The organism is Mesorhizobium sp. CNPSo 4688 (assembly GCF_057784295.1).
In genome coordinates this window covers 1-26,135 of record NZ_JBWLUY010000003.1, presented here as the reverse complement: position 1 = coordinate 26,135, position 26,135 = coordinate 1, and the positions used below count along the sequence as shown (strand labels likewise).

The following is a 26,135-nucleotide window of genomic DNA, read 5'->3' as shown; positions in this document are numbered from 1 at the left end:
TTATTTCCCTGCGCCTTCGAACCAGGCGACCAGCAGCGCCCGCTCCTTGTCGCTGATCTGGGTGATGTTGGCCGGCGGCATGGCGTGGCTGCGCCCGGCCTGCAGATAAATCTCGCGGGCATGCTCGGCAATGCCGGCATCGGTGTCGAGCATCACGCCCTTGGGTGCGTGGTAGATGCCTTCATAGACCGGCTCTGCGGCATGGCACATAGAGCAGCGGCCAAGCACGGTGTCGCGCACCGCGGGGAAATGCGAAGAGGCGATATAGACCTCCGCCGCGGCGGATGCCTTGGGCTCGCCGGTCAGCACTTTCGGCGCCGTCGACAGCCAGATGATGATGACGAAAAGCACGGCGGCCGCCATCCAGGTCCAGTGCGGGTTGCCGGCACGCTTGTGCACGGTGTTGAAATAGTGCCGGATCAGCATGCCGATGATGAACACCAGCGAGGCGATGACCCAGTTGAACTCAGTCGCGAACGCCAGCGGATAGTGGTTCGACAGCATCAGGAACAGCACGGGCAGCGTCAGGTAGTTGTTGTGCAGCGAGCGCTGCTTGGCGATCTTGCCGTATTTCGGATCGGGCTTGCGCCCGGCGATCAGGTCGGCGACGACGATCTTCTGGTTTGGAATAATCACCATGAACACATTGGCCGACATGATCGTGGCGGTGATGGCGCCCAGATGCAGGAAGGCGGCGCGGCCGGTGAACAGATGCGTCAGCCCCCAGGCGATGAACACCAGCACGCCGTAGAGCACCAGCATCAGCCCGGTGTCGCTTTTGCCCAGCGGCGAGCGGCAGAGCAGATCGTAGACTACCCAGCCGACGCCGATGGTGGCCATCGACAACAGGATACCGACCGGCACCGACATCGGCAGCACATTGGGATCGATCAGGAACAGGTCGGCGCCGGCATAGTAGACTACGCACAGCATGGCGAAGCCGGACAGCCAGGTGGCGTAGGATTCCCATTTGAACCAGGTCAAGTGTTCCGGCATTTCGGCCGGCGCCACCAGGTATTTCTGAATGTGGTAGAAGCCGCCGCCATGCACCTGCCATTCCTCGCCGAAGGCGCCGACCGGCATGCCGGGGCGCTGGCGCAGGCCAAGATCGAGCGCGACGAAATAGAACGACGAGCCGATCCACGCGATGCCGGTGATGACGTGCAGCCAGCGCACGGCAAAGCTCAGCCAGTCCCAGAAAATCGCGAAATCCATCATGTGAAATCGTCCCTGCCGTTCGGTTGACTTTACGGTGTGGTACGCAAACGAAAAGAGGCGAGGTGTACGATGACTTTCAAAAAAAAATGGAAAATACTAGGCTGACCACACACGCAGCCACATAAGAGCCACGAACCAGCATGGCCTATCTCGACAACATCGCCGTCTTCGTTCGCGTCGTCGAGCTCGGCAATCTGTCGGCTGCAGGCCGCGACATGCGCATTTCGCCGGCGGTTGCGTCCAACCGCATCAAGGAACTGGAAAAACACCTTGGCGTGCGGCTGTTCAACCGCACGACACGGCAGTTGATGCCGACAGAGCACGGCACGGTGTTTTACTCCGGCGCCAAGCAGGTACTGGAGGCGATCACGGAAGCCGAGGCAGCCGTCTCGGCGCTCTCCGGCCAGCCGCGTGGAACCATCCGGGTCACTGCGCCGCTCGGCCTCGGCCGGCGGCTGGTGGCCTCGGGCATTCCGGATTTCCACGACAAATACCCCGATATCGAGGTGCGGCTGAGGCTCTCCGACCACAATATCGACATCATGAAAGAAGGCATCGACGTCGCCTTCAAGCTCGGCATCATCGAGGATTCCAGCCTGCGCATGCGCGGCATCATGGAATGCGAGCGGGTGCTGGTCGCGGCGCCGAAATATCTGGAAGCGCGCGGCGAACCGCTGGAGCCGCAGGAACTGATCGGCAAGAAGCATGATTGCCTGATGCTGCGCTATTCCGGCGCGCGCGAATATGTCTGGACGCTGCAGACGCCGTCCGGCCCGCAGAAATTCGAAGTGCACGGCCCCTACGACACCGACGATGGCGACGTGCTGACCGGCTGGGCGCTGTCGGGACGCGGCATCATCAATAAGCCGCGCTTCGAGGTCGAACCCTTCATCCGTGACCAGCGGCTGAAGGTGATCCTGGCCAGCACGCCGCCGACCCCGGTGCAGTTCGCTGCCGTCTATCCGCACAAGAAGCTGCAGGATCCCAAGGTGCGGTTGCTGCTGGACTTCATGGCCGAGCGCTGCCAGCGGCTGATTAAGGATTTGCTCGCAGGCAAATAGGCTGGACGGCACGTGATGGGCCGTTGGCCCAGTCGCAAGGGTTGCCTTACACGCAGGCGACTTTAGGTTTGCATACTCCGCCTCGATGGCCCCGCGCCGACTGACGAGCAAACCACAATGCATCTCGCCGTTTCGCTCAACATTGCTTCCAGGCAGCCGATCGCGTTCAGCGATCTCGCCGATTTTGCCAAGCAAGCGGAAGCGGCCGGGCTGGACATGATCGTCCTCGAGGACTCCATGCCGGACAGCGGCGGGTCGAGCCCTTTCGAAGCGACGACCTTGCTGGCGGCGCTGGCGACGGTCACGAGCCGGCTCGGCCTCGTTGCTGCCGCCTCGACGGTCACCCACCAGCCTTACAATCTGGCGCGCCGTTTTGCCTCGCTCGACATCATCAGCCATGGCCGCGCCGGCTGGCACGCGACCATGGCGCAGGCGCCACGCGAGGCCGCCAATTTCAGCCGTCCCGAGGGGTTTTCCGCTGCCGAGTTCCGTCGCCGCACCGAAGAATATATCGGCGTCGTCCAGGGCCTGTGGCAGGGCTGGGACGCGGACGCGCTGCTGTTCGACAAGGTCGGCGGCCACTTCCACGATCCCAGCAAGATGCATCTGCTCGACCACAAGGGCGAGTTCTTCTCGGTGCGCGGACCGCTGAACGTCGCGCGCTCGCCGCAGGATACGCCAGTGCTGGTGCTGTCGGATGTGTCGGAGGGCGATCTTGATCTTGCCTCCCGCACTGCCGATGTCGTCATGCTTGCCGAGGCTCAGGACGGCAAGGCGCACTACGACGACCTCAAGCGCCGCGTCGCCGCATGCGGGCGCGATCCTGATGCGGTGAAGGCGCTTGTGAACGTCAGCGCCAATGGACCAGATATCAGTCCCGGTAGGTTGGAAGAGCTGTTCCGCTCGAAGAGCTGCGACGGGTTTAACATCGCGACGCCGCCTTCCGCGTTCGACGGTTTCGTCGGCCGCGTGCTGCCCGAATTGCAGCGGCGCGGCCTTGTCCGGCGGGATTATCCCGGAACGACATTGCGCTCGTATCTCGGACTTGCTGGAGCAGCGCAATGAGCCGCCAGATGAAACTCGGCGCCTTCCTGTGGGCGACGGGCCACCACATCGCCGCGTGGCGCCACCCGAAGGCGCATGTGACGGCCGGCATCGACATCGACCATTACATCCAGCTGGCGCGCACGGCGGAAGCGGCGAAGCTCGACATGATCTTTTGCGAGGATGCCGCGGGCTTACGCGAAGCCAATGTCGGCATTGCCAGCCAGACCTCGCGCTCGATCGGCTTCGAGCCGATCAGCCTGCTGTCGGCGCTTGCCGTCCAGACCAGCCACATCGGTCTCGTCTCCACGGCCTCGACCAGCTACAACGAGCCCTATGGCCTGGCGCGTACCTTCCTGTCGCTCGATCACTTGAGCGGCGGCCGCGCCGGTTGGAACCTGGTCACGTCGGCGAGCCCCATCGAAGCCGCCAATTTCGGCGCGACCGGCCTCAAACCCCACGCCGACCGCTATGAGCGCGCGCGTGAATTCGCCGAGGTGGTGTCAGGACTTTGGCAAGGCGGCAGCTTTCAAGGCCATAACGGCCAGAGTTTCTCGGTACGCGACCCGCTCGACCTGCCGCACTCGCCGCAGGGCGCACCCGTGATGGTACAGGCGGGTGCCTCGGATGTCGGCCGCGATCTCGCCGCCCGTACCGCCGATGTGGTGTTCACCGCCGCGCAGACCTTTGAGGAAGCCAAGGCTTTTTATGACGATCTCAAGGGACGCATGGCGGCCTATGGGCGCGAGCCCGACGACATCAAGATCATGCCCGGTGTGTCGCCCGTGGTGGCGGAAACCGAGGTCGAGGCGCGGGAGAAGCACGAGGAGTTGCAAGCGCTCATCCCCGACGATGTCGGTCTTGCCTTGCTGTCCAGCTATCTCAGCATCTCCGATCTTTGGCGCTATCCGATCGATGGACCGATGCCCGAACTGCCGGAGACCGAGGGCATGAAAAGCCGCCAGGCGCTGGTTGTCGAGCAATCGCGCCGCGACGGCCTTTCCATCCGCCAGCTTGCCCGTCATTTCGCCGGAGCCCGCGGCCATTGGCGCATCGTCGGGACGGCGGAACAGGTCGCGGATGAATTGCAAGCGCGGTTCGAAGGCGGCGGCGCCGACGGCTTCAATGTCATGCCGTCATACTTCCCTGGCGAACTCGATGCCTTTTGCGACCTCGTGGTGCCGGAACTGCAGCGGCGCGGCCTGTTCCGCCGAGAGTACGAGGGCAGCACGCTACGCGAGCATCTGGGGTTGAAGCGGCCGGCGTAGCTATGGCGAAAAGTTAGCCGGCTATTTCTTTGTCTCGTTGGACCGGATGGTCGATATTTGACGTCGCGCTGTGAACGGCCAGCGCCGTCACGATCTCCGCTGCAGCAAGCGCTGCGATCACCGGAGGGCGCTTGTCCTTGACCTCGTCGCCGCCGATTGGCGAAACGAGGCGGGCGAATTCGGCTTCCGAGCCATCCGCCGATTTCAGGAACCAGTTCCTGAACGTCACCTTCTTGGTCTTCGAGCCGATCATGCCGACATAGGCTGCGTCTTCGCGCTTCAGCGCTTCGGCAACGATGAGGAAATCCAGCGCGTGGTCGTGGGTGAGGATGGCGAAGGCGGTGCCGGCAGGCGCTTTGCGTATCTCGGCCTCTGGCATCGGCGTCAGCCGCGTCTCGACGGTTTCCGGCATGCCTTCCAGCGCCTCAGTGCGTGTCTCGATGACGACGCCGTGCACGGGAAGAAGCGCAATGGTCGAGACCAGCGCCTGGCCGACATGGCCGCCGCCGAAGATATAGACATGCGGCAGATGGGCTTCTTCGGCCTCCGCTGCTGCGATCAATTCGGCTGCGAGCGCGGCATCGACGAGCCGGATCGACACTTCGACGCGTCCGCCGCAGCACTGGCCGATCTCCGGCCCTAGCGGCACGTCGAGCGTGGCGCAGACTTCATCGACCTCGATACGGGTTCCCCTCCCCCTCGAGGGGAGGGTGGCGGCGAAGCCGCCGGGGGGGATCGTTGCGGCAGTGCGCGGCGCCCTTGCGGTGCCTCCTGAGAGGACCCCCTCTGGCCGCTCTGCGGCCATCTCCCCCTCAAGGGGGGAGAAAAGCATCTGCCTGGCCTTGTCGATCGCCATATATTCGAGCTGGCCGCCGCCGATCGTGCCAAAGATCGCCGACGCCGAGACGAGCATAAAGGCGCCCTTCTCGCGCGGCGTCGAGCCCTTGGTGCCGGCCACTTCGACCAAAGCAAGCCGGCCGGCGCTGCCGAGAAAAGCTCTAAGGCTTTGCACTTTCGAGTTCATCGTCTGCATTCCCACCTGGGAAATATAGCGTTTCTGGACCGAATTTGCACGTTTGGGCTCAATCAGGCCGGTTTTGCGGCTCTCAGCCGTTCGATCGCCATCAGCACGCGTTCCGGTGTCGCCGGGGCGTCGAGACGCGGACAAATCTTGTGGTCGGCAACGCTGGCTACCGCGTCGGACAGCGCATGCAGCACCGACATGCCGAGCGGGAAGGGCGGTTCGCCGACCGCCTTGGAGCGGTGCACCGTCGGCTCGTTGGCTTCCGGCCAGTCGGCTAGCGTCACGTTGAAGATCTTCGGCCGGTCGGACGCCAGCGGGATCTTGTAGGTCGACGGCGCGTGCGTGCGCAGCCGGCCCTTGTCATCCCACCACAGTTCCTCCGTCGTCAGCCAGCCCATGCCCTGAATGAAGCCGCCCTCGATCTGGCCGATGTCGATGGCACGGTTCAGCGAGCGGCCGGTGTCGTGCAATATGTCGGTGCGCTCGACGACATATTCGCCGGTCAGCGTGTCGACCGAGACCTCCGAGCACGAGGCGCCATAGGCGAAATAATAGAAGGGACGGCCCTCGCCCTTGTCGCGGTTCCAGTGGATTTTCGGCGTCTTGTAAAAGCCCGTCGCCGACAGCTGGATGCGGGCCATATAGGCCTGCTTGACGAGGTCGGCGAAGGCAATCTCCTGATTGCCGATGCGCACGCGGTTGGGCAGGAACAGCACCTGGTCGCGCGGCACCTGGTATTTTTCGGCGGCGAAATCGGTCAGCCTATCCTTGATCTGGCGGGCGCCGTTCTGTGCCGCCATGCCGTTGAGATCGGTGCCGGACGACGCTGCGGTGGCCGAAGTGTTCGGCACCTTGCCGGTGGTGGTCGCGGTGATTTTCACCTGGTCGAGATCGATCTGGAACTCTTCCGCCACCACCTGCGCCACCTTGACATAGAGGCCTTGCCCCATCTCGGTGCCGCCATGGTTCAGATGCACCGAACCGTCGGTATAGACATGCACCAGCGCGCCGGCCTGGTTGTAATGCGTCGCGGTAAACGAGATGCCGAATTTCACCGGCGTCAACGCCAGCCCGCGCTTGATGAAGCGGCTGTTGGCGTTGAAGGCCTGGATGATCCTGCGGCGGCTCGCATACTCCGCGCTCGTCTCCAGTTCGGCGACGATGCGATGGATGATGTTGTCCTCGACCGTCTGGTGATAGGGCGTGATGTTGCGGCCCCCCTCTTTATCAACACTGGTGCCGTAGAAATTCTGCTTGCGGATTTCGAGCGGGTCCTTGCCGACGGCAAAGGCGACCTCGTCGATGACGCGTTCGGCGCCGACCATGCCTTGGGGGCCGCCGAAGCCGCGAAAGGCGGTGTTCGACACGGTGTTGGTGTAGAGCGGCGCCGACTGCGCGTGCACCGCCGGCCAGAAATAAGTGTTGTCGCAGTGAAACAGCGCACGGTCGGTGACGGGGCCTGACAGGTCCGACGAGAAACCGCAGCGCGCTGCAAACATGAAGTCGACGCCCAAAATGTTGCCGTCGTCGTCGAAGCCGACCTCGTAATCGACGAGGAAGTCATGACGCTTGCCGGTGGCGATCATGTCGTCGTCGCGGTCGGGCCGGATCTTTACCGCGCGATGGTGTTTCTTGGCAGCAATCGCCGCGAGGGCGGCAAACTGGTTGCCTTGCGTCTCCTTGCCGCCGAAGCCGCCGCCCATGCGGCGGATTTCCACCGTGATGGCGTTGCTCGGCACGCCCAGCGCATGGCTGACCATGTGCTGCACTTCGCTCGGATGCTGGGTCGAGGAATAGATGGTGACGTCCTGGTCTTCGCCCGGAATGGCCACCGCGATATGGCCTTCGAGGTAAAAATGCTCCTGGCCGCCAATGCGCATCTTGCCCTTCAGCCGGCGCGGCGCCGCCTTGATCGCGGCAGCGGCATCGCCGCGCTTCAAGGTGAGCGGCGGCGTGACCAGTTTGTCCTTGCGCGGGTCGAGGTCACCGATGTCGGTGACGAAAGGCAATTGGCTGTATTCGACCTTGGCCAGCCGGGTCGCGCGGCGCGCCTCCTCGCGCGTCCGGGCAATGACACAAAAGATCGGCTGGCCGTAGAACTGCACCTTGTCGTCGGCCAGCACCGGCTCGTCATGACGGCCGGTCGGCGAGATGTCGTTTTCGCCGGGCACGTCTTTTGCCGTCAGCACATCGACAACCCCCGGCGCCGAGCGCACCGCCGACAGATCCATTTTGGTGATCGTCGCATGCGTTGCCGTCGACAGGCCGAGGCAGCCATGCAGCATGCCTGCCGGCTCCGGCATGTCGTCGATATAGACGGCGCTGCCGCTGACATGCTTGTGCGCGGAATCATGACGCTGGTCGGTGGCGACGCCGCCGGAAATCTTCTGTGCCTTGAGGTTGGGAGAAGCGTGCTTGTTCATCAGGCCGCCTCGTTGCGTGACACCTGGAACGGCGCCTTGCTGCCGGTGGTCTCGGCAAAGAAGCGCAGCAAAAGGTTCTTCGCCGCCAGCGCCCGGTACTCGGCCGATGCCCGCATATCGGTCAGCGGGGTGAAATCGCCGGCATATTCAGCCATCGCCGTTTCCACCGTTGCCTCCGTCCACGGTTTGCCGAGCAGCGCCTTTTCGACGCCGAAGGCGCGCTTCGGCGTCGCCGCCATGCCGCCATAGGCGATGCAGATGTCGGCCACCGTGCCGTCCTTGGCGAGGTCGAGGAAAAAGGCGCCGAGGGCTGCGGTGATGTCCTCGTCGCGGCGCTTGGTGATCTTGTAGACGGCAAACTTTGTGCCCTTGGCCGGCACAGGAACATGCACAGCCTCGACGAATTCGCCCGGCTGCCGGTCCTGCTTGCCATAGGCGATGAAGAAATCCTCAAGCGCGATGGTGCGCCGTTTCTTGCCCCGGCGCAGCGTCAGTTGCGCGCCGAGCGCGATCAAAGGCGGCGGCGTGTCGCCGATCGGCGAGCCATTGGCGATGTTGCCGCCGATCGTGCCCATGTTGCGCACCTGCTCGCCGCCGATGCGGTCGAACAATGGCCCCAACGCCGGGATGCGCTTCGCCAGTGTCGCGAAGGCGTCGGTGTAGGTGACGCCGGCGCCGATGGTGATGACGTCATTGTCTTCGGAGATTGCGCACAGACCGTCGAGATTGCCGATAAAGATTACCGGCGAGATGTCGCGCATGTGCTTGGTGACCCACAGGCCGACATCGGTCGAGCCTGCGACAACCGTGGCGCCGGGCTCCTTGTCCAGCACGGCGGCAAAATCGTCGACGTTGGCCGGCACGATCAGCCGCTGCTTGCCGGCGCCGATCTCTACGCGGGCGCCATCACGCATCGCTTCGAGCCTTGCCGTGATCGCCTTGCGCTCCGCTGCCAGCGGATCCTTTGCCGCCTTGGCGTAGGTGGAGATGGCGCGGGCGGCGCGCATGATCGCCTCGTAGCCGGTGCAGCGGCAGAGATTGCCTTGCAGCGCCTTTTCGATCGCCGCGTTCGACGGGTCCGGCGACTTCATCCACAGGCCGTAAAGCGACATGACGAAGCCCGGCGTGCAGAAGCCGCATTGCGAACCGTGGAAATCGACCATCGCCTGCTGCACCGGGTGCAACTGGCCGGGCGCACCGCGCAAATGCTCGACCGTCACGACATGGGTGCCGTCGAGCGAACCGAGGAAGCGGATGCACGCATTGACGCTTTCGTAGACCAGCTTGCCGGCCGAGAGTTTGCCGACCAGCACTGTGCAGGCGCCGCAATCGCCCTCGGCGCAGCCTTCCTTGGTGCCGCGCAGCGAGCGCTCAAGCCGCAGCCAGTCGAGCAAGGTCGTCTCTGGCGCCATTGATGGCAGCGCGACATCCCTGCCATTGAGGATGAAACGGATCTCGTTGCGTATGGTGACCTTGGCCATGCGTCAGCTCCCCCTGTAGGTCGAGTAGCCATAGGGAGAGATAAGCAATGGCACATGATAATGCACTGTTGCAGCCATGCCGAAGCGGATCGGCACGCTGTCGAGGAAGGCCGGTTCCGGCAGTTTTGTTCCCTGGCCGCGCAGATAGTCGCCGGCCGCGAAGATCAGTTCGTACTCGCCGGTGCGAAACTCCGCGCCTGCCAGCAGCGGCGCATCGCAGCGTCCGTCGGCATTTGTGACAACGGTCTTCAGATGTGTCCGAGCCTTACCCTCGAGGTGATAAAGCGCAATCGACAGGCCCGCCGCCGGCTTGCCGGTCGCGGTGTCGAGCACATGCGTCGTCAGACGTCCGCCATCGGCTTTCGACGTTTCTGCCACTGGCGCCTCCCATTTCCAAAATGAACTGGCCCGGTACAATCGAGCAAAGCAATGAATTGTGCGCCAATTAAAGGCGATGCATAAGTCCCGGTCGAGCGGAGCGGCACAAAAACACTTTCAAAAATTTCGAGGGAATGCGTAGGCACCCCTTTCGACTATCCTGATCACAACTTCCGGCGGTGTCCGGCAGGGAGGGGCAATGCGTTACTCTAGAGACATGCGCGGCTATGGAGCCAATCCGCCGGATCCGAAATGGCCTGATGGCGCACATGTGGCGGTGCAGTTCGTCGTCAATTACGAGGAAGGCGGCGAGAACTGCGTTCTGCACGGCGACAAGGCCTCGGAAGCCTTCCTGTCGGAGATCGTTGGCGCCGCCCCCTGGGTCGGCCAACGCCACTGGAACATGGAATCGATCTACGAATATGGCGCGCGCGCCGGCTTCTGGCGGCTGCTGCGCCTGTTCAGCGAGGCGCAAGTGCCGGTGACCTGCTACGGCGTCGCCTCCGCCTTGGCGCGCTCGCCCGATCAGGTGGCGGCGATGCAGGAGGCCGGCTGGGAAATGGCCTCGCACGGGCTGAAATGGATCGACTACCGCGACCATAGCGCCGAGGATGAGCGCCGCGACCTCGAAGCGGCGATCAAGCTGCACTACGAGGTGACCGGGCAGCGGCCGACCGGCTGGTACACCGGCCGCACCTCGGTCAACACGGTGCGGCTGGTCGCCGAAGAGGGCGGCTTCGATTATGTGTCGGACACCTATGACGACGAACTGCCCTACTGGTTCGAGCACAGCGGCGGCACGCAGCTTGTCATCCCCTATACGCTCGACGCCAACGACATGCGCTTCGCCACGCCGCAGGGTTTCAATTCGGGCGACCAGTTCTTTGCCTATCTCAAGGACAGCTTCGACACGCTCTATGCCGAGGGCAAGGCCGGCCGGCCGCGAATGATGAATATCGGCCTGCATTGCCGCCTCGTCGGGCGGCCGGGCCGGGTGGCGGCGCTGAAGCGCTTCGTCGATTATGTGAAATCGCACGACAAGGTCTGGCTGGCGCGCCGCATCGATATCGCCAGGCACTGGCAGGAGCATCACCCCTACCAGCCGCCGGCGCTCAAGCCATCGAAGATGGAATTCGAGACCTTCGTCCACACATTCGGCGGCGTCTTCGAACATTCGCCGTGGATCGCCGAACGCGCCTTTGAGCTGGAGCTCGGACCGGCACATGACAGCGCCGGCGGCCTGCACAATGCGCTGTGTCGCGTTTTCCGCGCCGCCAGCGAGACCGAACGGCTCGGCGTGCTCAACGCCCATCCGGATCTTGCCGGCAAACTGGCCAAGGCGAAGCGCCTGACGGCGGAATCGACCAGGGAACAGGCGTCCGCCGGCCTCGACGCGCTGACCGACAAGGAGCGCGAGCTGTTTTCAAAACTCAACGCCGCCTACGTCACAACCTTCGGCTTTCCCTTCATCATTGCGGTGCGGGGCAAGACCAAGGAGGAAATCCTCACCGAGTTCGAGGCGCGCATCGGCAACAGCCGTGGCGTCGAACTCGATACCGCCTGCAAACAGGTCGAGCGCATCGCGCTGCTCCGCCTGAAAGACATGCTCCCGCTCTAATGACTGAGGGTCAGGACCCCATGGATATGATCAAGACTAACCAGAAAACCTACTATGCGCCGCATGGCGGCCATCCTGGCCAAAATGAGCTTCTGACCGGTCGCGCCGTCTTCACCGAGGCCTATGCCGTCATCCCCAGAGGGGTGATGCAGGACATCGTCACCAGCCCGCTGCCGTTCTGGGACAAGACCAGGGCCTGGATCATCGCCAGGCCGCTGTCGGGTTTCGCCGAGACATTTTCGCAGTACATCGCCGAGGTTCTGCCTGGCGGCGGCAGCGATCGGCCGGAGCTGGACGATGGCGCGGAAGGCGTGCTGTTCGTTGTCGAAGGCGAATTGACCGTTTCGCTCGCCGGCAAGAAGCACGTGCTTCAAGCGGGGGGCTTTGCCTTCCTGCCGCCGGCCAGCGGCTGGACGGTGCGCAACGAAGGCCGCGACGCCGTGCGCTTCCACTGGATCAGGAAGGCCTATGAGGCCGTCGACGGCATCGATACGCCGGAGGCCTTGTTCTCAAGCGACCAGCAAGTGGCGCCGTCGCCGATGCCCGGCACCGAGGGCCGCTGGGCGACGACCCGTTTCGTCGATCCGGCCGACATGCGCCACGACATGCATGTCACCATCGTTACGCTCGAGCCCGGCGCCGTCATTCCGTTCGCCGAGACCCATGTCATGGAGCACGGGCTCTATGTGCTCGAAGGCAAGGCCGTCTACCGCCTCAACCAGGACTGGGTCGAGGTCGAGGCCGGCGACTTCATGTGGCTGCGCGCCTTCTGCCCGCAGGCCTGCTACGCCGGCGGCCCCGGCAAATTCCGCTATCTGCTCTACAAGGACGTCAACCGGCACGCCAAGCTTGGCGGAGCGGGCATTGGCGGTCGCGCGCGGTGACCCGCATCACAGCGCGGCCGCTGACCCGCGAAAGCTTTGCCGGCTTCGGCGACGTGATCGACATGGGCGGCGACAACCACTACCCGATCAACGGCGGCAAGGCGGAACGCTACCACGATCTCGCCACGGCTGAGGCGGCGGGCCCGAATGCCCGCGTGCTGGTTTCGATGGTGCGGAGCACGCCTTACGAGCTGCCGCTGAAGCTCACCATGGTCGAGCGCCACCCGTTCGGCAGCCAGGCCTTCATCCCGCTGTCGCCGCGTCCCTTTCTGGTCGTCGTCTGCCATGACGGCAAGGACGGACCCGGCCAACCGCACGCCTTCATCACAGCGCCCGGCCAAGGCATCAACTATCCGCGCAATCTCTGGCACGGCGTGCTGACGCCGCTCGGCGAAGCCCAGGATTTCGTCATTGTCGATCGTGGCGGCGACGGGTCCAACCTCGAAGAATTCCACTTCTCGCACCCCTACGAGATCCATCTCCCCGACGAGACCTGAGTAAAATGACCGACATATCGCTGATCGACCGCCTGCTCGACGTCATCGAGCACGACATCGTGCCGAAGACGGCGGAGGGCGTCGCTCATGGCAACAAGCTCTTCGGCGCCGCGATCCTGCGCAAGGACGACCACTCGCTGGTGCTGGCCGAAACCAACAACGAGATTGAAAACCCGCTCTGGCACGGCGAGGTGCACTGCCTGAAGCGTTTTTATGAAATGCCCAAGGCCGAACGTGTCGATACGAAAGACGCCATCTTCATCGCCACGCACGAGCCGTGCTCGCTCTGCCTGTCGGCGATCACCTGGACCGGCTTCGACAATTTCTACTATCTGTTCAGTCACGAGGATTCGCGCGACTCATTCGCCATTCCGCACGACCTGAAGATCCTAAAAGAGGTCTTCACCCTCGACCCCGGCGGCTACAATGCCGAGAACGCCTACTGGAAGAGTTTTTCCATCCGCAGGCTGGTACGCGCGCTGCCCGAGGCCGAGCGTCAACGGCTTGAGGCGCGGATCGGCAAGATTTCGGGGCGTTACGACGAGCTTTCCGGCGTCTATCAGGACAGCAAGGCTGAGAACGACATTCCGCTGAACTGAGGTCGTGAAGCGCGCTACGGCCAGGTCGCAATTTCCGCTGCTCCAGTCGCGAATGGCGATTGAAAATCGCGGGCTGGCGGGGCGTTATGCCAGCCTATGAAAACCGTCACCGAATTTCCCCGCAAGGTCGTCGAATTCCCCGATATGGGCATCGTCATGCCGGATGGTTGCCGGCTGTCGGCGCGGGTGTGGATGCCGCAGGATGCGGGCGATGATCCCGTGCCGGCCATCCTCGAGCATCTGCCTTACCGCAAGCGCGACGGCACCATCTTTCGCGATCAGCTGACGCATCCCTATTTCGCCGGCCATGGCTACGCCTCGATCCGCGTCGACATGCGCGGCAATGGCGATTCCGAAGGGCTGATGGATGACGAATATTCCGAGCAGGAATTGCAGGATGCCTGCGACGTCATCGCCTGGGCGGCAGCGCAGCCCTGGTGCAATGGCAATGTCGGCATGATGGGCATCTCCTGGGGTGGCTTCAACTGCCTGCAGGTGGCGGCCAAGCAGCCGCCGGCGTTGAAGGCGGTCATCAGCCTGTGCTCGACCGTCGACCGTTATGCCGACGACATCCACTACAAGGGCGGCTGTCTGCTGACGGAGAATTTCGGCTGGGCCTCGACCATGCTGTCCTATTCGTCGCGGCCGCCGGATCCGCTGATTGCGGGCGACAACCGCTGGCGCGACCTGTGGCTGACGCGGTTGGAGAACCAGTCTTTCCTTCTGCCGCTCTGGCTCAGCCATCAGCACCGCGACGCCTATTGGAAACGCGGCTCGATCTGCGAGGATTTCTCCGCCGTGAAGGCTGCGGTGCTGTCGATCGGCGGCTGGCATGACGGCTACCGCAATACGATCTCGCACCTTGTCACCAACATCCAGGCGCCGGTGAAGGGCATTGTCGGGCCGTGGATCCACAAATACCCGCACTATGCCGGACCAAAACCCGCCATCGGCTTCCTGCAGGAGGCGCTGCGCTGGTGGGACCGCTGGCTGAAGGGCGCCGAAACCGGCGTCGAGGCCGATCCGGACTACCGCGCCTATGTGATGGACAGCGTGCGCCCCGCGCGCTGGCACCCGGAGCGGCCGGGCCGCTGGATCGCGGAGCAGGAGTGGCCGTCGCCGAACATCAAGGTCGAGGCGATCGAACTCATCGCTGCCGGCGCCAAGCCGTCGATCGTTGCGACACCGCAAAGCTGCGGGCTTGCCGGCGGCGAATATTTTCCCTTCACCTTTGGCCCGGAACTTCCGGGAGACCAGCGCCCGGACGATGCGCTGTCGGTCTGCTTTGATCAGCCTGTGCTGGCCGAGGCCATCGACATTGTCGGCGCGCCCGAGCTTGGGGTCCGGCTTTCTTCTGATCGACCGCAAGCAAACATCGCGGTGCGGCTGTGCGACGTGCACCCGGACGGCGCTTCGGAGCTGATCTCCTACGGCGTGCTTAACCTCACCCACCGCAACTCGCACGAATTCCCGCAAGCGCTGGTGCCCGGAGAGATCGTTTCGGCGCGTGTCGTGCTCGACCAGTGCGCCTACCGCGTGCCGGCCGGACACCGCCTGCGTATTGCCGTCTCCAACGCCTACTGGCCGATGATCTGGCCGTCGCCTGAGCCCGTGCGGCTCGACCTTTCGGCGGCGACGCTGAGACTGCCGTTGCGCCCGCTGGCGAAAGGCGACGAGATCTCGTTTCAGTCTCCCGAAGGCGCAACGCCCTGGGCAACCGAGACTGTCCGGGCGGCGAATTCGGAGCGTCATGTCGACCGCAACGAAAAAACCGGCATCGTCACGCTGTCGATAACCGACGATTTCGGCGCGGTGCGCGATCTTGCGCACGGGCTGGCCAATGGTAGCATCGCCCGCGAGACATGGGTCATCCATCCCGACGACCCATTGTCCGCCTCGGGAAAAACCCACTGGACGCAGACCCTGTCGCGAAATGAATGGTCGGTGCGCACCGAGACTTCGGCCGAAATGCGCTGCGACGCGCAAAACTTCATCGTCAGCGCCAGAATCGAAGCCTATGAGGGCGAAACGCTGGTTTTCGAACGCGATTTCGAAAAGACGATCCCGCGCGCCCTGCTCTGAGCGCCAACCCGACTGGTCCAGCTGCGACGTGCGATTTACGCCACGGCATGTCGCATTCGGTCTTGCTTATGGCTTTGCCCTTCGGTCAATATCCCCTTGGTAACAACAAACAAAAAACGACCACAAGGTCGAACCAACAGAGTGAGGAACTCAAATGTCTAACGAACTCGAATATCTGAGCCGGCGCGTTGCGTCCGGCAAGCTGAGCCGTCGTGATTTCCTCGGCCGCGCCGCAGCACTCGGCGTCACCGCACCCTTCGCCAATATGCTGCTTTCGAGTGCGGCGCGCGCGGAGGGTCCGGTCAAGGGCGGCACGATCAAGGCCGGCCTGGTCGGCGGTGAATCCACCAACAGCCTCGATCCGGCGCTGATGATGACGCAGGTGCCGTTCGCCTTCGGCAAGTGCTGGGGCGAAATGATCGTCGAGCTGTCACCCGAGGGCAAGCTCGAGAACCGCATCGCCGAAGAGATCGGCTCGTCGGACGACGCCAAGGTGTGGACGCTGAAGATCCGCGACGGCGTTGAGTTCCACAACGGCAAGACCGTGACCGCCGAGGACGTCGCTGCCACGCTCGAGCGCCATTCGGACGAAAAGTCGAAGTCCGGCGCGCTCGGCTACATGAAGGGCATCGAGACCATCAAGGCCAGCGGCAAGGAAGTGGTGCTGACGCTGAAGGAGGCCAACGCCGACCTCCCCTACCTGCTCAGCGACTATCACCTGATCGTGCAGCCCAATGGCGGCAAGGACAAGCCCGATGCCGGCATCTCGGCCGGTCCGTACGTGGTCAAGACCAACGAGCCCGGCGTGCGCCATGTCGGCGAGCGCTTCGCCAATTACTGGCAGGGCGACAAGATGGGCCATGCCGACCAGATCGAAGTCGTCGTCATCAATGATGCGACGGCGCGCACGGCGGCCCTGCAGGGCGGCCAGGTCAACATGATCAACCGCGTCGAGCCGAAGATCGTCGACCTGATCAAGCGCGTGCCCGGCGTCACCATCCGCAACCATGCCGGCCCCGGCCACTATGTCTTCATCATGCATTGCGACACGGCGCCGTTCGACAACAACGATCTGCGCATGGCGCTGAAACTTGCGATCGACCGCGAGGAGATGCTGAACAAGGTGCTGCGCGGCTACGGCTCGCTCGGCAACGACTTCCCGATCAATTCGTCCTATCCGCTGTTCACCGAGATCGAACAGCGCAAGTACGATCCCGACAAGGCCAAGTTCCACTACAAGAAGTCGGGTCATGACGGCACCGTGCTGCTTCGCACCTCCGACGTCGCCTTCCCAGGCGCGGTCGACGCCTCGCAGCTCTTCCAGCAGAGCGCGGCCAAGGCCGGCATCAAGATCGAGCTCAAGCGCGAGCCCGGCGACGGTTACTGGAACGAGGTCTGGAACAAGCAGCCATTCTGCGCCTCCTACTGGGGCGGCCGCTCTACGCAGGACCAGATGTACTCGACGGCCTATCTGTCGACCGCCGACTGGAACGATACCCGTTTCAAGCGTCCGGATTTCGACAAGATGGTGCTGGCGGCGCGCGCCGAACTCGACGAGGCCAAGCGCAAGCAGATGTACCACGACATGGCTGTCCTGGTGCGCGACGAGGGCGGCCTGATCCTGCCGATGTTCAACCAGTTCATCGATGCCACCGGCGCCAAGGTCGGCGGCTGGGTCGACGATCCGCATCAGGAGCTGATGAACGGCTACGCGCTGGCGAAGTGCTGGCTCGAAGCCTGAGCCCGGCTTTGCGGATATGTCCTCACCCATCTTGAAACTGATTGCCCAGCGCGTTGCGCTGGGCATCGTCCTCCTGCTGGCCGTTTCGGTCCTGATCTTCGCCGGTACGCAAATCCTGCCCGGCGATGTCGCGCAAGCCATCCTCGGACAGTCGGCGACGCCGGAGTCGCTCGCCAATCTGCGCGAGCAGCTCGGCCTCAACCAGCCGGCTTACATCAGGTACTTCCATTGGCTCGGCGGTGCGCTCACCGGCGATCTCGGCACGGCGATGTCTAGCGGCCAGGATATCGCGACCTCGATCAAGGGGCGGCTGTGGAACACGCTGTTCCTCGCCTTCTGGGCGGCGGTCGTGGCCGTGCCGCTGGCCATCATTCTCGGCCTGATCGCGGTGCGTTACCGCAATGGCTGGGTCGACAAGCTGATATCCGGATTGGCGCTCGCCTCGACGTCCTTCCCGGAGTTCTTCATCGGCTACGTGCTGGTCTTCTTCTTTGCCGTCAAATATCAATGGTTTCCGGCAATTTCCACGGTCTATGACGGCATGCCGTTCGGCGAGCGCATGCAGGCGATCGCCCTGCCGGCCGCCGCGCTGACGCTGGTTGTGCTGGCCCACATGATGCGAATGACCCGCGCGGCCATCCTCAACGTCATGCAGTCGGCCTATGTCGAGACGGCGGAACTGAAAGGCCTGTCGGCCTTCAATGTCATCCGCAAGCACGCTTTCCCCAATGCCATCGCACCGATTATCAACGTCGTCATGCTCAACCTCGCCTACCTCATCGTCGGCGTCGTCGTGGTCGAAGTGATTTTCGTCTATCCGGGCATGGGGCAGTATCTGGTCGATCACGTCACCAAGCGTGACGTGCCGGTGGTGCAGGCGGTCGGCCTGATCTTCGCCGCCGTCTACATCACCTTGAACATCATCGCGGACATTGGAGCGATCGTCGCCAATCCGCGCCTCAGACATCCGAAATAAGGGGGCGGGCATGCTCGATATCAGACGCATCCCCATCCCCGCACTGATCGGCATCGTGCTGACGACGATGTTCGTCGTGGCAGCCGTGTTTGCGCCATGGATCGCGCCGCACGGCAATGCCGAGATAGTCAGCGACGTTCCTTGGGAACCGATGTCTTCGGCGCATTGGCTGGGCACTGATAATCTTGGCCGTGATCTGTTGTCGCGCATGATCTATGGCGCCCGCATCACACTGTTCATCGCCGTGCTCGCCACCGCGCTGTCGTTCTCGCTCGGCGCCATTCTCGGCTTTTCGGCGGCGGTGTTCGGCGGTTGGTTCGACACGCTGTTGTCGCGCCTCGTCGATCTCCTGATGTCGATCCCGACGCTGATCATGGCGCTCGTCGTGCTCTCGGTGCTGCCGACCAATCTGGTGACGCTGATCCTGGTGATGGGCGTCCTCGACTCGACCCGCGTCTATCGGCTGTCACGCGCTGTCGCCGTAGACATCAACGTCATGGACTATGTCGAAGCCGCCAAATTGCGCGGCGAAGGCAGCGGCTGGATCATCTTCCGCGAGATCCTGCCTAACGCGCTGTCGCCGCTGGTTTCCGAACTCGGCCTGCGCTTCATCTATGCGGTGCTGTTCCTGTCGACGCTGTCCTTCCTCGGCCTTGGCGTGCAACCGCCGGATGCTGACTGGGGCGGCATGGTCAAGGAAAACAAGGACGGCATCGTCTTCGGCATCGGCGCCGCGCTCATTCCGGCGGCGGCAATCGCCGCACTGGCAATTTCGGTCAACCTTGTCGCCGACTGGATCCTCAATCGCACGACAAGCCTGAAGGGAGGACGCGGGTGATGGCTGACACCAAAGCAAAGCCCGGCCTGCTGCTCGATATCCGCAACCTGCGCATCGAAGCGACAGTGTTCCCGCCCGGCGAGGCGCCGAAGAACATCGTGCTGGTGGACGACGTCTCGCTGACGCTGGAAAAGGGCAAGGTGCTCGGCCTTATCGGCGAGTCCGGCGCCGGCAAGTCGACCATCGGCCTGTCGTCGATGGGCTATGGCCGCGGCGGCGTGCGCATAACCGGCGGCGAGGTGTTCCTCAACGGCCGCGATATCCTCAAGGGCGGCAAGGAAGGCTTCCGCAAGCTGCGCGGCCGCGAGGTCTGCTACGTCGCGCAATCGGCCGCCGCCGCCTTCAACCCGGCGCACAAGCTGATGGACCAGGTGGTGGAAGCCACGCTGCTGCACGGGACGGCGACACGGGCCGAGGCCGAGAAACGCGCCGTGGCGTTGTTCAAGAAGCTCAGCCTGCCGAATCCCGAAACCATCGGCGAACGCTTTCCGCACCAGGTCTCCGGCGGCCAGCTGCAGCGCGTCATGACGGCGATGGCGCTGTGCTCGGAGCCCGACCTGATCGTCTTCGACGAGCCCACCACCGCGCTCGACGTCACGACGCAGATCGACGTGCTGGCGGCAATCAAGGACGCCATTCGCGACACCCATGTCGCGGCGCTCTACATCACCCACGACCTTGCCGTTGTCGCCCAGGTCTCTGACGAGATCATGGTGCTGCGCCACGGCAGGCTGGTCGAATGGGGCGGCACCCGCCAGATCATCAAGGAGCCGCGCCAGGAATATACCAATGCGCTGGTCTCGGTGCATGAGATCGAGCACGCCGAGCAGAAGCCCGGCGCGACGCCGTTCCTGTCGGTCAAGAACGTCACCGCCGCTTATGGCGGCAGCAACGTCAAGGTGCTGAAGAACGTCTCGGTCGACATCTATCCGGGCCAGACGCTGGCCGTCGTCGGTGAATCCGGCTCCGGCAAGTCGACGCTGGCGCGCGCCATCACCGGGCTTTTGCCGCCTGAGGAAGGCACCGTCACCTTCGACGGCAGGCCGCTTGCCAACCGGCTTGCCGACCGGCCGAAGGAGGATCTGCGGCAATTGCAGATGATCTACCAGATGGCCGACGTGGCGATGAACCCGCGCCAGACCGTCGGCACCATCATCGGCCGGCCGCTGGAGTTCTATTTCGGCATACGCGGCCGCGAACGCGACAAGCGCGTCGCCGAACTGCTCGACGAGATTGAGATGGGCAAGGGCTTCCTCGACCGCTATCCGGCCGAACTGTCCGGCGGTCAGAAACAGCGCGTCTGCATCGCTCGCTCGCTTGCCGCCAAGCCGAAGCTGATCATCTGCGACGAGGTGACATCGGCGCTCGACCCACTGGTGGCCAACGGCATCCTCAAGCTGCTGCTCAACCTGCAGCAGCACGAGAAGGTCGCCTACCTGTTCATCACCCACGATCTGGCAACGGTGAAGTCGATCGCCGATTCGATCGCTGTGATGTATCGCGGCGAGGTGGTGCGCTACGGCGCCAAGAGCAAGGTGCTGACGCCGCCCTTCGACGCCTATACCGACCTGCTCCTGTCCTCGGTTCCCGAGATGGAGATCGGCTGGCTGGAAAAGGCGATCAAGGGACGGCGTATGGCGAGCGCGGGCAACTAGGCGGCCGGCTTCCGCCTCTCTCAAGACATCTGGGGCTTGGCCTGGCCGGCCGCCCCGGATGCTGACCTCTCCCGCAAGACCGCATGGAGCCGCCGATGGCGCTCAAGACCAAGCTTCTCCTCATTATCCTCGATGGCGTGCCCTACCGGAACTGGCGCCGGCTGATGGGCAATCTCGAGGGATGGGTGCAATCGGGCGAGGCGCAGGTATGGAAGATGCGCTCGGTGCTGCCGTCGACATCGGCCTGCTGCTATGCCTCGATCCACACCGGGGTCACACCGCAGGAGCATGGCATCCTGTCCAACGAGAACCGTTTCCTGGTCAACAAGCCGGACATCTTCTCCGAGGTCAGCAAGGCCGGCGGCAAGACCGGGGCGGTGACGCATTCCTACTGGTCCGAATTCTTCCGCTCCTACCCGTTCGACCTGGTCGAGGACATGGAATATGACGAGCCGGATGGGCCGATCACACATGGCCGCTTCCACACCATGACCGGCTACAATTTGCGCAACCAGATGACGCCGAGCGATGTCGACCTGTTTGCGACGCTGACCATGCTGACCCGGCGCCATGATATCGATTACGGCATCCTGCACACCTGCACGCTGGATTCGATGGGCCACCGCTTCGGCCATGACTGCCATGAAATGGACCATGCCTGTTATGCTATGGACGGCATGCTCGCGGCCTTCCTGCCCGGCTGGCGGCAAGCCGGCTATGAGGTGATCGTCACCGCCGACCACGGTCAGACCGACCGTGGTCATCATGGCGGCCATGACGACGAAATGCAGGATTTCGCGCTGTATTATTTTGGGCAAGGCAAGGGACCGGATGCGGACACTTTGCTCGATCAGCTGCAGCTGGCGCCAACGGTGCTGAAGCGGCTGGGTGTGCCGGTGCCGGATACGATGAAGGCGAAGCCGTTTCTGGGGTGAGCTGGGCGCGACGCCTTTCCCTTCTCCCACAGGGGGCCTGTTGCGTTATTAGACTTTGGACGCCTGGAGGGACTGCAGGGGCGCAGCGAGGTGCTTTACGGCGCGGGTTTGCGGCCGGATAGGATAGGAGTTGGCGTATTCGGTGGGTTCGGGGCGCAGTGCGACCCAGGATCAGGTGGCCAGCGTCACCCAGCGGCGCATGTTGAAGGCCATGGCCGCGATGAGGACCTGTCCTGCCGCCTTGGCCAGGCCGCGATAGCGGATGGCGCAAAGTCGCATGCGGTTCTTCAAGGTGGCGAAGGTCGTCTCGACGGCAAAGCGTTGCCGGGCGATCAGCTGGTTGAACTGCTTCAGGCGAGCCGGCAGGCGCGGATGATGCTTGTTGGCTCGCCGCATCAGCCGCGGCTTGATCCCGCGCTGCCTCAGCGACAGCTCGCGCGCCTTGGTGTGATAGGCCGCATCCGCCAGCACCGCGCCTTCGTCGCCACAGATCAGATGATCCGCTTCGACCGTGTCGTTGACGTTGGCCGCTGTCGTCCTCACCCGGCGGATCAGACCAGAACCCTGGTCGACACCGACATGGGCCTTGTAGCCGTAGGAGGAGCCAGGCTTGCCCTGCCGGCGTGTAAAGCCGGCATCGGGATCGCCGACCTCGCCCACCTCCTGCGCGGCTCCACTGGGTGGCCGTGCCGCCGCCGTCTCGATCACCGTGGCGTCGAGCATCGTGCCGCGCCGCAGGATCAGCCCGGCTTTGTCCAACTGATGGTCCAGTTCGCCAAACAGCTTCTCCAGAAGCCCAGCCTCGACGAGAAGACTGCGAAAGCGGTTGAGCGTGGTGTGGTCGGGCACCGTCTCCTCGAGCGTCAACCCAACGAAACGGCGAAACGACAGCCGATCGGCGAGCGCCTCCTCCAGTTCGCTGTCCGACAGCCCGTACAAGGATTGCAGCAGAAGCGCCTTGAACATCACCAGCGAATTGTACGCAGGCCGCCCTGGCCCAGCCGGCGAGCGCAGCCGCGCCAGGATCTTCTCGAAGCGATACCACTTCACCAGCGACGACAGCCGGTCCAGCCGACCGCTCCGACCAAGACCCTGTGGCAGCAGAGCCTCCACAAAACTGAACTGACCGCTCGGCTTTGTCGTCATCGCAAAATCCCCGTTTCAAAAACAGGGAATCACATCCACCCAATTTTGCAACAGTCCCACAGGGGGAGAAGGGAAAAAGGCGCACCACTGGCAACACTCCCTCTGTTCGGTTAGCTTCGCCAAAATTCCTTGGCGGAAGGATGAACCTTTTTGGACCGATCGGCGACAGAGCAGACAGGAGCCAGGCGGCTCGACCGGCCATGACGGCAGCGACGGAGACTGATCGCGCGCTTGTCGACCGGGTCGCGAAGGGCGACCGTGCCGCTGTTCGGCTGCTGTTCATGCGTCACCACGCGCGGGTCTACCGCTTCGTGGCGCGCCAGACGGGATCGGAAATGATGGCCGACGATATCGCAAACGAGGTCTTTCTTGAGCTGTGGCGCCAGGCGCCCGGCTTCGAAGGACGCTCGGAAGTCTCGACCTGGCTGCTCGGCATCGCCCGCTTCAAGGCGCTGTCGATGTTGCGCAAGAAAAAAGAAGACTGGATCGACGATGACGATGCGGCGCAGGTTCCCGACAGCGCCGACACGCCGGAAGTCGCGACCATGAAGGAAGACAAGGGCGCCGCCTTGCGCCGTTTCGTCGATGCCTTGCCGGAAGAACACCGCTCGGTGATCGACCTTGCCTATTACCACGGACAGTCGGTGACGGAGATCGGCGAGGTGCTCAACATCCCGGTCGCCACCGTCAAGACCCGTATGTTCTACGCCCGCAAGAAACTCGGCGAAGCCTTGAAGGCGGCCGGTTACGACAGGGGGTGGCCATGAGCAATCCTGAAGATATGAGCGCCGCTGAAAAAATGTCGCGCCGCGACGAAATGGAAACGCTGCTGCCGTTCTACCTGAACGGCTCGCTGGAAGGCTCCGACCTCGAAGCCGTCGAGGAATGGCTGGCGAGCGATCCGGCCGCGATGGCAGCCCTTGGCGAGGCCGAGGCCGAATTCTCAGGCACCACCGCCGCCAACGAAGCGATCCGGCCGCCGGCCGATGCGCTCAGCCGCTTTGCCAAGGCGCTCGACGCCGAGGCCGGGCCGGCACGCGCGCCGGCAGGCCGGTCCTGGCTGGCGCAGGCGCTCGACCGCTTCATGGCGGTGCCGGTCGGTGTCGCCTGGGCGGCGGCCGCTGTCTTGCTGGCGCTCGTCGTGGTGCAGTCCTACGTGCATACCGGCGGCAAGGGCAATGATTTCGAGATTGCCGGCGCCGAGGACGAGCTGGCGAAACTGCCGTTCGCACTGGTCAAGTTCAAGCCGGAGGCCAAGATGTCCGACATCGCCGCCTTCCTCGACCAGAACGGGCTGAAGATCGCCGGCGGGCCCACCGCTTCGGGCGTCTTCCGCATTGCCCTCCCGGCCAAGACCGGAGCAGACTATACCAAGTTGCTCGGCCTTATTGCCGCCCAGCCTTTCGCTGAGACTGTGATCGAGGGAAGGAAACCGGTTGATGGCAGCTAAGGCGGTCATTCGATTTGCAATCCTTGCGGCGGCGATGACAATCGCCGCCGTGCCCGTCTCGGCGCAGACCAACGCTCCCAATGCCGGCCGCACAAAGACCGACTGCACCGACGCGGCCGGTGCGGCGGCTGCCGACTGCCCCAAGGACGATAAGGGTGCGAATGGCGGAGGGGGCGGCGGCCAGGGCGCTGTCGTCCTTCCGGCGCTGATCGTCGACCTGTTTCCCAATCCGCCCGCTTCCGCGGCGCCCGTACCGACGCCACGGCCGTCGGCGCCGCCTGCCGACACCCAGGCTGGACCGCCGGCCGGTGGGCCTATCGTTTCGCCAACCGATCTTGTCGCGACCGCTCCGCGGCGTGCCATCGCCGGCGCGTTCGTGCCCGACGAGGTGCTGGTGACCGTCGATGGTGACGCCGGCGCTGTCCAGCAGATCGCCGCCTCCTTCGGCCTCGAAGTGCGCTCTCAGCGCCAGTCGCGGCTGCTCGGCACCACGCTGGTGCGCTTCGGCATTCCCGACGGCCGCCCGGTCGGCACCGTGCTGGCGCAGCTGGCCGCCGATGGCCGCACCCAGCGGCGCGAGCCGAACCATATCTATTCGCTGCAGCAGGCGGCCGGCATCGTCAACTATGCCTTCGAGCGCATCCAGCTCGACAACAAGCAAGCCAGCGGCGAGAATGTGCGCGTCGCCGTCATCGACACCGGCATCGACGACACCAATCCCGCGCTGGCCGGCGTCATTGCCGACCAGTTCGACGCCATGCCCGAAGTGCCGATCGAAAAGCGCGACCATGGCACCTCGGTCGACGGGCTGATCGCCGGTGTCGGCGCGCTCGAAGGCATGGCGCCCGGGGCCAGGATCTATCATGCGCGCGCCTTCGAGGATGGCAGGTCGACCATGGATGTCATCCTGTCGGCGCTCGACTGGGCGGCGGAGCAGAATGTCAGCATCATCAATATGAGCTTCGTCGGCCCGAAGAACGATTTGCTCGCCACCGCTTGCCGCAATGCGCGCGGGCTCGGCATCATCCTGGTTGCGGCGGCCGGCAACAACGGGCCGAAAGCGCCCTATGGTTACCCGGCCGCCTATCCCGGCGTCATCGCGGTGACCGCCACCGACGCCAAGGACGGGCTGATGCCGCAGGCCAATCGCGGCGCCTACGTCTTCATCTCGGCGCCCGGCGTCGAGATGGTGGCGCCGAGCGGCGCCGGCTCGGACGTGGTCACCGGCACCTCGTTTGCCGCCGCGATCGTCTCCGGCGCCATCGCCAATCTGATCCACGCCGCGCCCGAGCGCTCGGCCGACGACATCGAAAAGGCGCTGGCCGCCACCGCCCGGGATCTCGGTCCGAAGGGCCGCGACAAGGATTTCGGCTATGGGCTGCTGGACATCAAAGCGGCCGAAGCGGCGAAATAGTGCGGTCTCTTCACATGGCCAGTGCGCGCAGAGACATTTGACGTGTCCTGTCGAGGTAGTCGGTCAAATGCGCTGTGAGTTCGCGCGCGTCATCCTCGGCGCCGTGGATGAAGCTCGATTTCCGGCGACGCAGATATGGCAGACCCACCACATAGACCCCGGGAACGTCAGCAACGCCTCGATCGTGCTTCAGGTCGCCCTTGCGATCGAAGATCGGCAAATCCAGCCATGAAAAATCCGGCCGAAAACCGGTGGCCCATAGCACCGTGCGAACGTCTTCGCCGAGTTTGAGTTTCAGTTGCGGCGCCGCGTCGATTGCAGTGGGGGCAAAACGCTCGATGGGACCGACGCCGGACGGTGCATTCGCCTCTGCCCATTCGTCGATCGATGCGAGCAGCCGGTT

Annotated in this window: 22 protein-coding genes and 1 pseudogene; 16 read left to right on the top strand and 7 right to left on the bottom strand. The window is 63.8% G+C overall.

Annotated features, from left to right (window positions below; all coding sequences use genetic code 11):
• Positions 1-1,218: a urate hydroxylase PuuD gene (locus AC04SH_RS05685; protein ID WP_488574274.1), complete on the bottom strand. Its 1,218-nt coding sequence runs from the start codon at positions 1,216-1,218 to the stop codon at positions 1-3.
• 140 nt (positions 1,219-1,358) lie between these two features.
• On the opposite strand from AC04SH_RS05685, the gene AC04SH_RS05680 reads away from it, so the two are divergent.
• From AC04SH_RS05680 to AC04SH_RS05670, 3 genes are all read left to right on the top strand, one after another.
• The gene (locus AC04SH_RS05680; protein WP_488574273.1) at positions 1,359-2,279 is read left to right on the top strand and encodes a LysR family transcriptional regulator; all 921 of its coding nucleotides are present in this window, start codon (positions 1,359-1,361) and stop codon (positions 2,277-2,279) included.
• 117 nt (positions 2,280-2,396) lie between these two features.
• Complete coding sequence (locus AC04SH_RS05675) at positions 2,397-3,344, top strand: LLM class flavin-dependent oxidoreductase (RefSeq protein WP_488574272.1); 948 nt, start codon at positions 2,397-2,399, stop codon at positions 3,342-3,344.
• Positions 3,341-4,591: an LLM class flavin-dependent oxidoreductase gene (locus AC04SH_RS05670; RefSeq protein WP_488574271.1), complete on the top strand. Its 1,251-nt coding sequence runs from the start codon at positions 3,341-3,343 to the stop codon at positions 4,589-4,591. The genes AC04SH_RS05675 and AC04SH_RS05670 overlap by 4 nt, the downstream gene beginning before the upstream one ends.
• Positions 4,592-4,604: 13 nt before the next feature.
• On the opposite strand, the gene xdhC is transcribed toward AC04SH_RS05670, so the two are convergent.
• The 4 genes from xdhC to uraH form a co-directional block, all read right to left on the bottom strand.
• A complete protein-coding gene (gene xdhC, locus AC04SH_RS05665) occupies positions 4,605-5,615 on the bottom strand; it encodes a xanthine dehydrogenase accessory protein XdhC (protein WP_488574270.1) in 1,011 nt (336 codons plus the stop codon).
• A gap of 62 nt (positions 5,616-5,677) precedes the next feature.
• The gene (gene xdhB, locus AC04SH_RS05660; RefSeq protein WP_488574269.1) at positions 5,678-8,038 is read right to left on the bottom strand and encodes a xanthine dehydrogenase molybdopterin binding subunit; all 2,361 of its coding nucleotides are present in this window, start codon (positions 8,036-8,038) and stop codon (positions 5,678-5,680) included.
• A complete protein-coding gene (gene xdhA / locus AC04SH_RS05655) occupies positions 8,038-9,519 on the bottom strand; it encodes a xanthine dehydrogenase small subunit (protein ID WP_488574268.1) in 1,482 nt (493 codons plus the stop codon). Before xdhA ends, xdhB begins: the two co-directional genes overlap by 1 nt.
• 3 nt (positions 9,520-9,522) lie before the next feature.
• Complete coding sequence (uraH, locus tag AC04SH_RS05650; protein ID WP_488574267.1) at positions 9,523-9,897, bottom strand: hydroxyisourate hydrolase; 375 nt, start codon at positions 9,895-9,897, stop codon at positions 9,523-9,525.
• 199 nt (positions 9,898-10,096) lie between these two features.
• Here uraH and puuE point away from each other — a divergent pair, with 199 nt between their 5' ends.
• The 10 genes from puuE (at position 10,097) to AC04SH_RS05600 (ending at position 21,722) form a co-directional block, all read left to right on the top strand.
• Positions 10,097-11,515: an allantoinase PuuE gene (puuE, locus tag AC04SH_RS05645; protein WP_488574266.1), complete on the top strand. Its 1,419-nt coding sequence runs from the start codon at positions 10,097-10,099 to the stop codon at positions 11,513-11,515.
• Positions 11,516-11,541: 26 nt separating this feature from the next.
• Positions 11,542-12,399 (top strand): bifunctional allantoicase/(S)-ureidoglycine aminohydrolase, encoded by an 858-nt coding sequence (locus AC04SH_RS05640; protein ID WP_488574265.1) that lies wholly within the window; start codon positions 11,542-11,544, stop codon positions 12,397-12,399.
• Positions 12,396-12,896, top strand: coding sequence for an ureidoglycolate lyase (locus tag AC04SH_RS05635; RefSeq protein ID WP_488574264.1), 501 nt, complete (start codon positions 12,396-12,398; stop codon positions 12,894-12,896). Before AC04SH_RS05640 ends, AC04SH_RS05635 begins: the two co-directional genes overlap by 4 nt.
• Before the next feature lie 5 nt (positions 12,897-12,901).
• Complete coding sequence (locus AC04SH_RS05630) at positions 12,902-13,495, top strand: nucleoside deaminase (RefSeq protein WP_488574263.1); 594 nt, start codon at positions 12,902-12,904, stop codon at positions 13,493-13,495.
• Between the two features lie 96 nt (positions 13,496-13,591).
• Positions 13,592-15,577: a CocE/NonD family hydrolase gene (locus AC04SH_RS05625; RefSeq protein WP_488574262.1), complete on the top strand. Its 1,986-nt coding sequence runs from the start codon at positions 13,592-13,594 to the stop codon at positions 15,575-15,577.
• Positions 15,578-15,731: 154 nt separating this feature from the next.
• Positions 15,732-17,318, top strand: coding sequence for an ABC transporter substrate-binding protein (locus AC04SH_RS05620; protein ID WP_488574261.1), 1,587 nt, complete (start codon positions 15,732-15,734; stop codon positions 17,316-17,318).
• Between the two features lie 16 nt (positions 17,319-17,334).
• A complete protein-coding gene (locus AC04SH_RS05615; RefSeq protein ID WP_477410310.1) occupies positions 17,335-18,294 on the top strand; it encodes an ABC transporter permease in 960 nt (319 codons plus the stop codon).
• Positions 18,295-18,304: 10 nt separating this feature from the next.
• Positions 18,305-19,132 (top strand): ABC transporter permease, encoded by an 828-nt coding sequence (locus AC04SH_RS05610; protein ID WP_352555785.1) that lies wholly within the window; start codon positions 18,305-18,307, stop codon positions 19,130-19,132.
• A complete protein-coding gene (locus AC04SH_RS05605) occupies positions 19,132-20,787 on the top strand; it encodes an ABC transporter ATP-binding protein (RefSeq protein WP_488574260.1) in 1,656 nt (551 codons plus the stop codon). The genes AC04SH_RS05610 and AC04SH_RS05605 overlap by 1 nt, the downstream gene beginning before the upstream one ends.
• A gap of 95 nt (positions 20,788-20,882) precedes the next feature.
• Positions 20,883-21,722: an alkaline phosphatase family protein gene (locus AC04SH_RS05600; RefSeq protein ID WP_488574259.1), complete on the top strand. Its 840-nt coding sequence runs from the start codon at positions 20,883-20,885 to the stop codon at positions 21,720-21,722.
• A gap of 171 nt (positions 21,723-21,893) precedes the next feature.
• Here the strand turns inward: AC04SH_RS05600 and AC04SH_RS05595 are convergent, their stop codons facing one another.
• Positions 21,894-22,868: an IS5 family transposase gene (locus tag AC04SH_RS05595; protein ID WP_477353341.1), complete on the bottom strand. Its 975-nt coding sequence runs from the start codon at positions 22,866-22,868 to the stop codon at positions 21,894-21,896.
• A 200-nt stretch (positions 22,869-23,068) separates the two neighbouring features.
• On the opposite strand from AC04SH_RS05595, the gene AC04SH_RS05590 reads away from it, so the two are divergent.
• Genes AC04SH_RS05590 through AC04SH_RS05580 form a run of 3 tightly spaced genes read left to right on the top strand, consistent with a single transcriptional unit; the run spans position 23,069 to position 25,732 of the window.
• The gene (locus AC04SH_RS05590) at positions 23,069-23,635 is read left to right on the top strand and encodes a sigma-70 family RNA polymerase sigma factor (protein ID WP_352555779.1); all 567 of its coding nucleotides are present in this window, start codon (positions 23,069-23,071) and stop codon (positions 23,633-23,635) included.
• 14 nt (positions 23,636-23,649) lie between these two features.
• Positions 23,650-24,318, top strand: coding sequence for an anti-sigma factor (locus AC04SH_RS05585; protein WP_488574621.1), 669 nt, complete (start codon positions 23,650-23,652; stop codon positions 24,316-24,318).
• Positions 24,308-25,732: a S8 family serine peptidase gene (locus AC04SH_RS05580; RefSeq protein ID WP_488574258.1), complete on the top strand. Its 1,425-nt coding sequence runs from the start codon at positions 24,308-24,310 to the stop codon at positions 25,730-25,732. Before AC04SH_RS05585 ends, AC04SH_RS05580 begins: the two co-directional genes overlap by 11 nt.
• 10 nt (positions 25,733-25,742) lie before the next feature.
• On the opposite strand, the pseudogene AC04SH_RS05575 reads toward AC04SH_RS05580, so the two are convergent.
• A pseudogene (locus tag AC04SH_RS05575) lies at positions 25,743-26,135 on the bottom strand (hypothetical protein); the annotation flags it as partial.

Coding starts and splice junctions, on each gene's coding strand:
- AC04SH_RS05580 (WP_488574258.1), top strand. CDS start 24,308: ATGGCAGCTAAGGCGGTCATTCGATTTGCAATCCTTGCGGCGGCGATG.
- AC04SH_RS05685 (WP_488574274.1), bottom strand. CDS start 1,218: ATGATGGATTTCGCGATTTTCTGGGACTGGCTGAGCTTTGCCGTGCGC.
- AC04SH_RS05640 (WP_488574265.1), top strand. CDS start 11,542: ATGATCAAGACTAACCAGAAAACCTACTATGCGCCGCATGGCGGCCAT.
- xdhB (WP_488574269.1), bottom strand. CDS start 8,038: ATGAACAAGCACGCTTCTCCCAACCTCAAGGCACAGAAGATTTCCGGC.
- AC04SH_RS05585 (WP_488574621.1), top strand. CDS start 23,650: ATGAGCGCCGCTGAAAAAATGTCGCGCCGCGACGAAATGGAAACGCTG.
- xdhC (WP_488574270.1), bottom strand. CDS start 5,615: ATGAACTCGAAAGTGCAAAGCCTTAGAGCTTTTCTCGGCAGCGCCGGC.
- puuE (WP_488574266.1), top strand. CDS start 10,097: ATGCGTTACTCTAGAGACATGCGCGGCTATGGAGCCAATCCGCCGGAT.
- AC04SH_RS05590 (WP_352555779.1), top strand. CDS start 23,069: ATGACGGCAGCGACGGAGACTGATCGCGCGCTTGTCGACCGGGTCGCG.
- AC04SH_RS05675 (WP_488574272.1), top strand. CDS start 2,397: ATGCATCTCGCCGTTTCGCTCAACATTGCTTCCAGGCAGCCGATCGCG.
- AC04SH_RS05610 (WP_352555785.1), top strand. CDS start 18,305: ATGCTCGATATCAGACGCATCCCCATCCCCGCACTGATCGGCATCGTG.
- AC04SH_RS05625 (WP_488574262.1), top strand. CDS start 13,592: ATGAAAACCGTCACCGAATTTCCCCGCAAGGTCGTCGAATTCCCCGAT.
- AC04SH_RS05615 (WP_477410310.1), top strand. CDS start 17,335: ATGTCCTCACCCATCTTGAAACTGATTGCCCAGCGCGTTGCGCTGGGC.
- xdhA (WP_488574268.1), bottom strand. CDS start 9,519: ATGGCCAAGGTCACCATACGCAACGAGATCCGTTTCATCCTCAATGGC.
- AC04SH_RS05620 (WP_488574261.1), top strand. CDS start 15,732: ATGTCTAACGAACTCGAATATCTGAGCCGGCGCGTTGCGTCCGGCAAG.
- AC04SH_RS05680 (WP_488574273.1), top strand. CDS start 1,359: ATGGCCTATCTCGACAACATCGCCGTCTTCGTTCGCGTCGTCGAGCTC.
- AC04SH_RS05600 (WP_488574259.1), top strand. CDS start 20,883: ATGGCGCTCAAGACCAAGCTTCTCCTCATTATCCTCGATGGCGTGCCC.
- AC04SH_RS05605 (WP_488574260.1), top strand. CDS start 19,132: ATGGCTGACACCAAAGCAAAGCCCGGCCTGCTGCTCGATATCCGCAAC.
- AC04SH_RS05630 (WP_488574263.1), top strand. CDS start 12,902: ATGACCGACATATCGCTGATCGACCGCCTGCTCGACGTCATCGAGCAC.
- AC04SH_RS05670 (WP_488574271.1), top strand. CDS start 3,341: ATGAGCCGCCAGATGAAACTCGGCGCCTTCCTGTGGGCGACGGGCCAC.
- AC04SH_RS05595 (WP_477353341.1), bottom strand. CDS start 22,868: ATGACGACAAAGCCGAGCGGTCAGTTCAGTTTTGTGGAGGCTCTGCTG.